This is a genomic window from Paenibacillus athensensis (assembly GCF_004514475.2).
GTDB classification, from domain to species: Bacteria; Bacillota; Bacilli; order Paenibacillales; family NBRC-103111; genus Paenibacillus_AL; species Paenibacillus_AL athensensis.
This window is the reverse complement of sequence record NZ_MYFO02000011.1, coordinates 103,306-115,565: the sequence shown is the minus strand read 5'-3', so window position 1 is coordinate 115,565 and position 12,260 is coordinate 103,306. Positions and strand designations below refer to the sequence as shown.

Below are 12,260 nucleotides of genomic sequence, written 5' to 3'. Positions count from 1 at the left end.
AGGATGAAGACGATATGCAAAAACAAGATGTGCCGACTGTGCCGATTTTCGGCGTGCCGGTCTCGCGGATGGACATGCGCCATACTCTCGATTACTTGGCGGAAGCGATCCGCCGCAAGCAGCCGCATCAGGTCATTACAGCCAACCCGATCATGATCATGGCAGCCTTGGACGATCCGGCTTATCTGACGATGATGAAGCAGGCTGAACTGGTCGTTCCGGACGGAGCGGGGGTCGTGTGGGCGGCGGGCTACGTCGGACAGCCCGTGGCGGAGCGCGTGGCAGGCTACGACCTGCTGCACGAGCTGATGAAGCTGGGGCAGACCGCGGGCTGGCGGGTGTATCTCCTCGGCGCGGCTCCGGACGTGATTCAGGCCGCTGCGCAGCGGTTAAAGACGCTGTATCCGTCGCTGGAGCTCGTTGGCGTACGGGATGGGTATTTCTCCGAAGCCGAGGATGCCGAAGTGATTCGCGACATTACGGACAAGGCACCGGACATCCTGCTGATCGGCCGGTCGGCAGCGAGTCAGGAGCCTTGGATCGCCAAGTACAAGAATCAGCTCCGGGTGCCGATCATGATGGGCGTAGGCGGAAGCTTCGACGTTTTGTCAGGCAAGCTCAAGCGCGCGCCGGTTTTGTTCCAAAAGCTGCGTCTCGAGTGGTTCTATCGGCTGCTGCAGGAGCCGTGGCGCTACAAAAGAATGCTTGTGCTGCCGAAATTCGCAGTGAAAGTGATTCGCGAGAAAGAGAATGTTGTAAAACCATGAAAATCTTTATGAAAATCCCCTGAAAACAGCCTGAAAACGGCGATTTTCAAAGAAAAACGGTTTGAAGTTTGTCGGCGATTGGGAGTATAATTTTGTTCGGCGGGTTACCTGCCACCCCAAGAACAAGAGGAGCTGTGAAGAAGAAGATGTATGGATTATACGCGCTCGGGTTTATCGCTTCATGTGTAATGGCATTGCTGTTAACGCCCTTGGTCAAAAAGTTTGCTTTCTGGGTAGGAGCCGTCGACGCGCCAAACCATCGCAAAGTACATACGAGAATTATGCCGCGGCTCGGAGGAATTGCGATTTTTCTCGCCTTTGTCGGAGCGTACTTCATCATCTCTCCTGCACTCAAAGCGTTCAATTCGGACGCTGCCTTCGGCTTGCTGCTTGGCGGACTGGTGATCGTCATTACGGGCGCGCTGGACGACCGCTTTCAGCTCTCCCCCAAATGGAAGCTGCTCGGTCAAATTATCGCAGCGAGCATCGTCGTTTCCTTTGGTCTCAAGATCGATCTGGTCAACATTCCGTTCGGGGAATCCAATTTATCCATCGGCGGCTGGTTGAGCGTTCCGATCACGATTTTGTGGATCGTCGGCGTATCCAATGCGATTAACCTGATCGACGGACTTGACGGCTTGTCGGCGGGGGTATCGGGGATTGCGACCGCTACGATTCTGGTTCTGGCGTTGATGATGCCGAACGTTACCGTGGTGCTGCTCAGCGTTATTTTGCTAGGCAGTATCGTAGGATTTATGTTTTATAACTTCCATCCGGCCAAAATTTTTATGGGCGACTCGGGATCGCTGTTCCTCGGCTTTGCTCTGGCGACCCTGTCCATTCTGGGCTTCAAGCAGGCCGCCGTCGTGTCGCTGCTCATCCCTGTCATGATTTTGGGCGTGCCTTTATCCGATACGTTCTTCGCTATTATGCGGCGCTACGTCAACAAGCTGCCGATTTCCGCTCCGGACAAGAGCCATTTGCACCACTGCCTGCTGCAGCTCGGCTTCAGCCATCGGACCAGCGTGCTGATCATTTATGGCATCGCGCTCGTTTTCGGCGGAAGTGCCGTCATCTGCTCGATGCTGATGTCGCAAAACATCCTGTGGGGCTGGGTGCTGATCATTGTAGCGTTGTTTTTGGTCATGGTGCTCGGTGCGGAAGCCATCGGAATCATTAGCAAAAGCCGTAAGCCTGTTCTCAATTTCTTGAACAAGCTTGTCGGTAAATCCGTTCAGACGGACCGCGTGGGCAAATAATGAGGCGTGAATTTGATAACGGCCGTCTTCCTGTTGGAAGGCGGTTTTGTTTTTATTGAAATATTCCCAAGGGAATGTTCTAAAGAAAGAGGAAGCTTCTGCCGATATATAAGACACAATGACTACATATGTACAGCATATGGAAAAGGAGAGGTAAGGAAATGCGCAAAAATCGATTTATCGCATGGACGATGATCGCGGCTCTGTTATTCAGTCTCATACCTGTGGCCTGGAGCGGAACCGTTCAAGCCGCTGCGACATTTTTTATCCCGGATGACACCAACCTGTCGAAGACGTCTTCGACTGTCGTGGATCTCAACAACGATTTGAAAAGAAGCAACGTCTTTGTAACGACGAGCCAAAAGCTCGACATTAACGGTACGTTCCAATATGTCTCGAAGGATACGATGACGGTCAAGGTTGAGCAATTGACCTATTCACAGGAGCTTGGTCGGTGGGTGACCGATACGAACCGCACGACGACGAAGGGCGTAAGCTCGACATCCTCCAACCGTTTCTCGGCTACTGCGTTGCCGTTGTACGCCGGTTATAACCGGATCAGCTTTACCGGCATCCAGGGCGGTTTGGACAAAACGGACACGTTCTACGTCTTGTACGACGAGGTGCCGTATCTGAGCTATTTGAAAGTGACGTCGGGAGCCAATACGCCGACGAACTTGAATCAGGGCGTCAGCATTGTTGTGGATACGCAGCAAGTTCTTCTGGAAGGTCAAGCCTTGAATGCAACCAAGGTTTCTGTCAACGGCTATCAAGCGTCGTTGCTGGAAGACGGAACGTTTTTTGCACCGGCCATTAATTTGAAAGCGGGTCTGAACACGCTGAATCTGGTTATTCAGAATGACGCGAACGTTTTGAATATTTCCCGAACGATTTATTATTTTGATAAAAATCAGCCGTTCAACAAGATCGATCTCGCGCATACGGGAGATACGACGGTTTCGGTTTTGAACAACATCCCGACATTAACGGCTGACAACGGTGTGGCAGAACAGGGTGTTTTGAACATTCAAATGCTTGTTCCGTACAGTGTGGTTCCGTTTACTGTGGGCAACACAACGCTTCAAATCAATAACACACCAGTCGGCATCGACACGGTTTCTTCCTCGATCGATGTACCGGGCAGCGACGGCGTTACGCCGGCGTTCAAAATCGTGGATTTTACAACGAATCCCTTTGATTTTGTTCCAGGCGCAGCTCCCGGCACTTACGCACAAGGTCAATCCGTAACGCTCGACGTGTATTACGACGGCTTTAGAGGCGTTATCGTGCCGAAGTTTAAGTACCTGCCGAACGATACTGTAATTAATAGCATTTCTTTGATTGATGACACAGCGGCAATCAATGATATTCCTTCTACCGGCATCTTTGATATTGACTCCAGTATTTCTACCAAGCCGTTGGACGGCAGTGAAATTTTAAAGCCTGACTTCTACATCCTCGTGGATGCCAATCGAAATATCGAAGGCTCCAACACGCCTGTCGATGCAACGCCTGATTTAACAGGTAAGCTGCTTCCATTGGGTACTACCATGATCAGCCTGTCATACGTAGGGGATTACTATGACGATGCTGGACATACCATAGTGAATACGAAGAAAAAAGTCTATAAAGTCACCGGACTTCCAAGCGGTTCGCAAAAGATCGGGTTCCAGTTCACCGGCTCTGTTTCCGATTTTCAGGCCAGTGTGACTTACGTATCGAAGAATTTCATCTCGATTGAGAACCTGGTGGACGGCCAAACGATTGAAATTGATTCCCGTTTGATTCCTAGTGGAAGTTCAGGGGTGGATTTGAAAATCAGCGGCGGCTATGTCGGCTTCGACAATCTGATCGGTCACGAGCTGTTTCTGAACGGCTTACCGATTACTGTTTTTAATCTCGACGCCAACAACAATTTTAACGCCCTGCAGCTGCAAATCGGTGATAGGCGGAGTTCTTTGCCGCAGCCGACGCTTACAGTAGGGGAAAACAGGCTCTTGTTTACAGGCAAGTATCAGAACGGTTCCAGTGTAAGTACGATTTCGAAAGAAATTCGAATTTATGTGGTCGACAAAAACGTACCGGTCATCGAGCGCTTCCAGCCGATTATGCTGCCGGTAGGCGGCCGTACGGCGCTGGGCGCCATGCCGATGTCGGACACAGTGCTGAATCAAGTATTCCTGGTTACGCCTGATATTCAATACACAACCGACAAATATGTAACCAGCTTAAAAACCTATGATCTTGCTTTTAAAGCGGGTGGTGTTAACAGTCTCGTCCTGCGCCGCGGTACAGACGTAGTGCTGAGTCTCGATCCGTCAAGCATACCGCTGATTCCTACTATTATTAATAAATCGGCTCTTGGTTCTACACCAGCGTATGACTTTAGCGGCAGCAAAGATAATTTTGTTCTTCGGATTAACAATTTAACGTTTGATGCTCCAGGCAGTCATGTCTATACGCTGGAGGTTACCAATGCAACTGGAGCCAAGGTCAGCCAGCGTTTGGAGATCGAGCGCGTACTGGAACCTTTCCGCATTCTGTCGCCGCAGGCGACTGTAGGCAATAAAATTCTCGTTAATAAAAACTTCGTCCGTTTTGACGTTGAAGCCGAAGGAGCCACAAGCGTAACCATTAATGGCGCAAACGCGACCAAACGGGCTGACTTTAATGACCGCTTCATCTACGATTTCATTGGCTTGAAGGCAGGGAAAGACACGGCAATCAAAGTAGTGATTACCCGTCCTGGCGGAACGCTGACGCAAACCGTCAATGTTACTTATGCCAACGTCATTCAGACCGACGCTCAGTATATGGAGCCCATCTCGAATAAACACAGCATTTTCGATAAGAATTTAGAATTAACCTTCCCTAAAGGCACAATTCTCAAGTCGGTAAATGCTTCAAGCGGTGTTACTCAATATTATGATAAGACGAATTTATTGTTCGGCATCGCGGATCCTACAGACGGGGTCGTCGAGCGCCGCAACGATTACGGCAACATCATCAACCGGGACATCGATGCGCGTACAGATGCCACTGCGCCACTTGGTCAATCCGTAATCCGGATTCCTGATGTGCTCGTTCAACGCTTCAATAGTGAAGTGAATCGCAGAAACTTTGGCCGGGTTTCGCCTGTATACTGGATTTCTGGCGGTGAAGGCGAAGAAGGCGTGAAGGGATCGGCTACTTATAAGCCGGCAACCAATGGTTTGGCTCCTTATTCGGTTGAAGGAACGTTCACATTGTTCCCTGCATCCCGTAAGGTCGTTCCGACCAATCGCGGCAAGCTGACCTTGAAATATGACGACAGCGTCGTTGAAGCCGCGGGCACCGTAGTGACGGTATTCTACTTTAATGATCAAGGTGAATGGACAAATCTTGGCGGTGAAGTCGACGCTAAGAAAAATACGATCACTGTTCCGTTTGATGATTTCGGTTACTACATGGTCACCAAATTAAGATACGGCTTCACAGATATCACAGCCCATCCGTGGGCGCGCAACGTTCTTGAAGCGCTGTTTGCCAAAGGCATCATGCCTAATCTGCGCTTTGATACGTTCGGCACAGATGACTTGACGACACGCGGCGAATTTGCCACTTTGCTGGTGAAAGCATTGAACATTCCGTTGAATTACGATAACAACCCGACTTTCTTTGAAATCGGGCCGGGTGCAAGATCGTTGACTTGGGATTACGCCCACATCGAAACTGCAGCCAGAACGGGTATCGTCACGGGCCTGGACAATCGCTTCTTTGGAGCCGATATGAAGGTCACGCGGGAGCAGGCAGCAACGATGATTGCGCGTGCGCTGGAAATCAAGCTATCTACGAATGACGACAAGCTGGGAGCGAATCTGGCTAAGTCCTTTACAGACGCCTCGACGTTCTCCTATTATGCCCGACCGGCCATTGAAGCTGTAAATAAGGCCGGCATCATGGTCGGCAAGCCGAATGAGCTGCAAGCTGGCCAGAAGAAAGCTACAGTGCGTTTCGATGCGACTGCAAACCTGACGCGCGCAGAAGCAGGTCAGATTGCTGTACGATTGCTGCAAAAGTATACGAAGGTATTCCCGACGAATTTGAACTAATCGCTGAATACAGTACTCAACAGAGAGCCGATTCGATGAGCTAAACGCCGCGGATCGGCTCTTTTCTGAATGGAAAATACTAAGTGATGACGAAGGTGATAGATCATAGTATACTAAGTTTCGTAGCCGAGATGATACACGAAAGGCTACACGGAAGAAGCAAGCGAGCAGCGATTCAAAAGAAAAAAAAGTTTTTTGCTTCGGAACGCAACTTTTTCAAGAGTGCTGCGTTTAATACTTTGAAAACAAAGAAAGAATAAAGAGTTAGCGAATTGGCAGGCATTTGGCAGGCTGTTCAGAAAATAACTCTTTACGACGGTATTCGACCCATGTATAATGTTAAATGGTGCGAGTGTCTATCTTTCTGACCGAAGTTTACTAGTTTCTAATGCAGCCTTTCAGAGCTGCAAGCGAACTTAGTTTATAATTTACGCTCAACTCTGGAAAGGGGGTGAACCGGACAATGAGTAACTCGAGCTCAAATATGTTTACAACAAACTCAAATAAAACGAAAGATATTCGAGGAGGAGAAAAAAAGGTTATGAAGAAAAGTTTAAAAGTTATCGCAACTGCAGCTATGGCGTTTTCGATGTTTTCCTCGGTAGCTCTTGCTGACGAAGCTGCTACAACAACTAGCACTTCCGCAACTACAGCTGCTGCTGCTAAAACATCCGCAGACTTTAAAGATCTTGCTGGTATCGACGCAGCTCTGAAAGCTAAAATCGACGCTTTGCTGTCGAAAGGCGTGTTTGAAGGTGTTTCCGACGATTCCTTCGGTATCGACGAGAACATGACTCGCGCTCAATTCGCAAAAGTTCTGACGCTGATCTACGGCGTTAAAGTTGACGACAGCGTAACAGCTTCCAGCTTTGCTGACGTTAAAGCTGACGACGCAGCTAACGGCTGGGCAATCAAATTCATCGAAGCTGCTAAAAAAGCAGGCCTGATCGATGGTAAATCCGACACATCGTTTGACCCAGGCGCTAACGTAACACTGGGCGAGTTCGCAACTGCACTGGTTAAAGGCCTTGGCGTGAAACCAGACATGAGCGGCACTCCTTGGTACGCTGACGCTGTGAAACAAGCTGTTAACAAAAAAGTTCTGCCAGAAGGCACTGACGGTTCCAAACTGGCAACTCGCGCTGACCTGGTAGTAGGTGCTTACGGCGGTCAACAAGCTTACTCCGAAATCAACGCTCCTGAGAAAGTTTCCGTTGCAGAAGCAAAAGCAACTGGCGTATACCAAGTAACTGTAACGCTGGACAAAGCTGTTGACACTGCAAAGGCGAAACTGGCTCTGACCAAAGGTTCGCTGGCAGTTGGTTCCACAACGAAATGGAGCGACGATAAAAAATCCGCTACATTGAGCTTGGATACTCGCCTTGGCGCTGGTGACTACACAGTAACACTTAGCGGTCTGGATGCAGCGGCAGTTGACAAAACAACTGCAACATTTACAGCTCAAGACGAGCAAGTTTCCAAAATCGACTTCGTATCTGCTAATGATACGCTGCCATACAGCAACTCGGTATCTCTGGAAGTTAAAGCAGCTAACCAATATGGTGAAGCAGTTTCCCTGGGCGCTTCCAACTTTACAGCACTTGTTTCCGGTACTAACGTAGCTATGAAAAAGAACGATGCAGGTAACTTTGTGATCAACGCTGATGTTAAAGGTACTCCAGGCGTGACACAAGGTAACGGCATTATCCCTGTCACTGTTTATTATAACAACAGTGCGGTAACAGCTTCCAAAAACTTCAAAGTAGGTACAGTACCTCTCTTGACGAAAATTGAAGCTGGTAAAGTAACTTATTCGAACGGCGGTACTAAGCTTTCCGCTGCTGATGAAACTGCCGATATTCCATTGACAATGTACGACCAGTACGGAAACAAGCTGGTTAAAGCACAATTCACTGGCGGTACTCCAGAAATTCAAGCTAGCAACATCAACCCAGTTATTACTCCTTATGAAGCTAACCTGACAGTAGTTAAAGCTGGCGCATCTCTGGCAGTTGGTGACCTGTTTGACGATAGCGACAATGCTCGCATTCAAGTTAAGCTTGCCGCTAAAGTCGACAAAAACAATGACTATACTGTTAACATTTTCGGTGGTGCTTCTTCCGCAAGTGCAACTGTAAGTGTTGGTGCCTCCAACTTGGCTACGAAAGTAGAATTTGATGTTTCGGGAATCACTCTCTCGGCTGACGATTCTTCGGTTCTGGTGCCTGTGACTGCTTATGACGCTAACGGCAACAAGTTGTCCGCTCAAGACGTAGCTGACAATGCTGCAGCTAACCGCTTTAACTTCACTGCAAGCAACGCTGCTACTACAGGAATCGTTGCAACTGGTGTTGACAAAGGCAAACTGAAAATTACGTTTAATGCTCCGGTAGCACCTTCTACTGTCTACAACAGCGTAAACAGCAAGGTCTATATCTCTGGTCAAATCAATCAGTCGCAAACAAATAGCTTTGTTCAAGCTAGCATCCCAGTTACAGATGTAAGAGTGCCTGAGCGCATTGCTGTTGCTACTGAGAATGCTCCTAAAGCAATTTTGGGCGCTGGTGATGACTTGGTATTCCAATTGAAAGACCAATACGGTAGCGACAGAGGCAACGTAGCTGCTTCGATCGTGAGCGCTAACGGTCAATCTTCGAACTACCAAGTAGTAGTTGACGTTACTACTTCCGGTACTGGTGTAAATGCAGCTCTGAAAACAGCTACTGTTATTTCGAGCACAACAAGCGGTAGCACAAAAACTTACACGTTTACTGCTGCTCAGCTTGACGATTTCAACAAAGGCTTCACGTTGACTTCGACTGGTGCTGAAGGTAAAGTAACTGTGAAAGCAACGATTCAAAAACAAACAAATGGCGGCGGTTGGTCCGATTACTCCTCGGCAGTATCGCGCACGTTTGAATCGATCAAATCCGATACAGCTCTGACATATTCCTTGGATACAGTTGGAACGCTGTTTGCGGCTCAAGATCAAATCTCGACAGCTCTGATTGCTGGTGAGAACGTTGCTGCTGGCGATAGCCAATTTGACAAAACTCTGACTGTAATTGCTAAGGACTCCGCTGGTAACAAAGTGAAACTGCCTTACAATTACGTTCGTGGTATTTCGTCTTCTAACCCTAATGTTCTGGCAGTAGCTAATCCAACTCCAGACCGTGACGGCTTCGTATTGGGTAACAAAGCTGGTACAGCAACAGTTACAGCCATCGTTTACAAAAACAATGGTGAGACTGTTAGCCTGAGCCAAGACATCACAGTTAAAGCTGATTCGATTACTGTCGATAAGCTCACAGCTGGCAAAACTGATAACAACTTCTCTGCAAATGGTTTTGCTTACGACTTCTTCACTGACGGTGACAACAAACTGAAAGTAACTGACCAATATGGCATTGAGTACACGAATGCTGATATTGCAAAATACGATGCAGTTCTGGGTCTGCGTTACACAGTGAAAGTAGTTACTGGTTCCGGTATGGTAACTATTAACTCGGTAACAGGTGAAATCACTAACGTACCATCCTCTGTTAAAGAGTTTACGGTTACTGCAATTGCTCCAAACGGCAAATCGGTATCCATCCTGCTGGTTAACACTCAACCTTAATCACTTGGAATCCTAACTTTTCCGAAAGAAGACCCTTAGGGGTCTTCTTTTTTTAACTCAATTTATTCAAGCTTATTGAATTTACACGATGGATTTAGTTAGAAATTCATTTAGAATAACGAGCCTACGGAGGTCTATAATGAAAAAACGGATCGTTTGGCTGCTAGCGGCTTTTTTACTTATCAATGCGTATGCTCCCACATCGGAGGCTGAAGCTCCGACACCTGGATCTTCGGATGATCCGGTCATTACGAAAAGTTACTTTGATAAAAACACGATAAGCGAAGATAAGGTCAAGCAGCTCATTGCAGAGGCCATAGCCAAGAATACAAGCTCAAATCCTCAGGCCACACCAACTCCTTCACCGGGTAATGGATCAACAAACGGCGCCGGCAGCATCACGGTTATTCAACTGAAGGCCGGTCAGACGCTGTATGCTGGTGAAGGCTGTGAATTTATTGTGCGTACCGGACGAACGATTGCTGTAAGCAACGACGAGAACGGCATTCCAGATGTTACGGGTGGGAAGGATATCGCAGCCGGCTCCGAAATCTCAACGAATCATTTGCTAATCTTCCCGCGTGAAGGACGAGGCATTAAACCGGCGGCTAAAAATACAGCTGACATTTATGTGATGGTCCGCGGCAGTTATTTACTGTTGAATGCGGATGGCAGCACAGTCACACCATAATTTTACCCTCGCTGACAACATCTTATGCGGGTTGAGCTTCGCCCTCACGGTCATACTAAAGCCATACTACATGAGGAGGCGATGTACATGGCGAGAAGCAATAACGTCAAGGTGGTTCCTGAATCGAAGCAAGCGCTGGATATTATGAAGTACGAAATTGCTGCAGAGCTTGGTCTGCCGGTCGGTAAGCAGCTGCTGGCTCATGCCGATACGGAATTTGCGACGGAATTAGGAGCTATTCCGAGCGCTTCAATTAAAGAAGATTACTGGGGCCATATTGCTTCAAGGGATGCAGGAGCTGTTGGCGGCAGCATCACCAAACGTTTGATTCAGAAGGCGGAAGAGGTTTTATTTACCCTGTAATCATAAAAATTCTTTATATTTTGTTGAATTGACAGTAGGGAACAATTAAAGTAACATATAAAATTGAAGGTCATGCCTCGCAACCTTTTCCCAGCGGAAAAGGTTCATTTTTTGTGTATTACGTATGCACATTACATCATACATACTCAATATTGTTTAGGAGGTTAGAAGTAGAATGTCGAATGAACGCGGTAAACGTTTATTTACATCGGAGTCCGTAACTGAGGGACATCCTGATAAAATTTGCGACCAAATCTCGGACGCAGTGCTGGATGCTTTTTTATCCAATGATCCTAATGCACGCGTAGCCTGTGAAGTATCGGTTGCTACAGGTTTGGTGTTGGTGATTGGAGAAATCACATCCAGCTCGGAATATGTGGATATTCAAGCCATCGCCAGAAAAACCATCAAGGAAATTGGCTATACGAGAGCCAAATTCGGCTTTGACTCGCAAACCTGTGCTGTATTGGTCTCGCTGAATGAGCAGTCCCCTGACATTGCGCAAGGCGTCAATAAGGCGCTTGAAGCCAGAGAAGGGCAAATGTCGGATGCAGAAATCGAAGCGATCGGTGCAGGCGATCAAGGGTTGATGTTCGGATTCGCGGTTAACGAAACACCGGAGCTGATGCCGCTGCCGATCTCGATTTCTCACCAATTGGCGAGAAGATTGACCGAGGTTCGCAAAAACGGCACATTGCCTTATCTTCGTCCGGATGGCAAAACGCAAGTAACGGTCGAATATGATGGAGACAAGCCTGTGCGTGTCGATACCATTGTGGTTTCCACTCAGCACAGTGAAGACGTCACTTTGGAACAAATCCAAGCTGACATTAAAGAGCATGTGATCCGTCCAATCGTTCCAGAGCAATTCCTGGATGCAGATACGAAATATTTTATCAATCCGACAGGTCGTTTCGTTATCGGCGGACCTCAAGGGGACGCTGGTCTGACGGGCCGCAAAATTATCGTAGATACTTACGGGGGCTATGCACGTCACGGCGGCGGTGCGTTCTCCGGTAAAGATCCTACGAAAGTGGACCGTTCCGGCGCCTACGCGGCGCGTTATGTTGCGAAGAATATCGTTGCTGCCGGTCTCGCTGACAAGTGTGAGGTTCAGCTGGCTTATGCGATTGGTGTTGCAAGACCTGTATCGATTGCTGTAGATACCTTTGGTACAGGCAAAATTTCGGAGGACAAGCTGGTGGAGCTGATTCGCAAGCATTTTGACCTTCGTCCGGCGGGAATTATTAAAGAACTGGATTTGCGTCGTCCGATTTATCGTCAAACGGCAGCATACGGCCATTTTGGCCGCAACGATCTGAACGTACCTTGGGAACGTACGGATAAAGCTGATCTGTTAAAAGCAGACGCGCTCGTTTAATAGCATAGCACTCCCCAAGCGGCTCAAGCAGGGTTGCTCGATTCTTCGGATCGGGCAGCCTTTTTTTGCGTTTTATGTCCATTGTATTT

7 protein-coding genes are annotated in these 12,260 nt (G+C 48.1%); all 7 read left to right on the top strand.

Features of this window, described 5'->3' with window-relative positions; genetic code table 11:
• The first annotated feature begins 14 nt into the window (after window positions 1–14).
• The 7 genes from B5M42_RS18830 to metK all read left to right on the top strand — a co-directional run bounded on the left by B5M42_RS18830 (window position 15) and on the right by metK (window position 12,171).
• Window positions 15–767, top strand: a complete 753-nt coding sequence (locus B5M42_RS18830; protein WP_134751681.1) for a WecB/TagA/CpsF family glycosyltransferase — start codon at window positions 15–17, stop codon at window positions 765–767.
• A gap of 146 nt (window positions 768–913) precedes the next feature.
• Window positions 914–2,026, top strand: coding sequence for a glycosyltransferase family 4 protein (locus B5M42_RS18825; RefSeq protein ID WP_134751683.1), 1,113 nt, complete (start codon window positions 914–916; stop codon window positions 2,024–2,026).
• Window positions 2,027–2,187: 161 nt separating this feature from the next.
• A complete protein-coding gene (locus B5M42_RS18820) occupies window positions 2,188–6,117 on the top strand; it encodes an S-layer homology domain-containing protein (RefSeq protein WP_167689773.1) in 3,930 nt (1,309 codons plus the stop codon).
• Window positions 6,118–6,580: 463 nt separating this feature from the next.
• Complete coding sequence (locus B5M42_RS18815; protein ID WP_134751687.1) at window positions 6,581–9,736, top strand: S-layer homology domain-containing protein; 3,156 nt, start codon at window positions 6,581–6,583, stop codon at window positions 9,734–9,736.
• Window positions 9,737–9,875: 139 nt separating this feature from the next.
• On the top strand, window positions 9,876–10,427 hold the full coding sequence (locus tag B5M42_RS18810) for a hypothetical protein (protein WP_134751689.1): 552 nt from the start codon (window positions 9,876–9,878) through the stop codon (window positions 10,425–10,427).
• An 87-nt stretch (window positions 10,428–10,514) separates the two neighbouring features.
• Window positions 10,515–10,790, top strand: coding sequence for an alpha/beta-type small acid-soluble spore protein (locus B5M42_RS18805; protein ID WP_134751691.1), 276 nt, complete (start codon window positions 10,515–10,517; stop codon window positions 10,788–10,790).
• Between the two features lie 175 nt (window positions 10,791–10,965).
• On the top strand, window positions 10,966–12,171 hold the full coding sequence (gene metK / locus B5M42_RS18800; protein ID WP_134751693.1) for a methionine adenosyltransferase: 1,206 nt from the start codon (window positions 10,966–10,968) through the stop codon (window positions 12,169–12,171).
• Window positions 12,172–12,260: the final 89 nt, after the last annotated feature.

Bases quoted from the DNA above. Each gene is read 5' to 3' on its own strand.
- B5M42_RS18830 (WP_134751681.1), top strand. From the start codon at position 15: ATGCAAAAACAAGATGTGCCGACTGTGCCGATTTTCGGCGTGCCGGTC.
- B5M42_RS18825 (WP_134751683.1), top strand. From the start codon at position 914: ATGTATGGATTATACGCGCTCGGGTTTATCGCTTCATGTGTAATGGCA.
- B5M42_RS18820 (WP_167689773.1), top strand. From the start codon at position 2,188: ATGCGCAAAAATCGATTTATCGCATGGACGATGATCGCGGCTCTGTTA.
- B5M42_RS18815 (WP_134751687.1), top strand. From the start codon at position 6,581: ATGAGTAACTCGAGCTCAAATATGTTTACAACAAACTCAAATAAAACG.
- B5M42_RS18810 (WP_134751689.1), top strand. From the start codon at position 9,876: ATGAAAAAACGGATCGTTTGGCTGCTAGCGGCTTTTTTACTTATCAAT.
- B5M42_RS18805 (WP_134751691.1), top strand. From the start codon at position 10,515: ATGGCGAGAAGCAATAACGTCAAGGTGGTTCCTGAATCGAAGCAAGCG.
- metK (WP_134751693.1), top strand. From the start codon at position 10,966: ATGTCGAATGAACGCGGTAAACGTTTATTTACATCGGAGTCCGTAACT.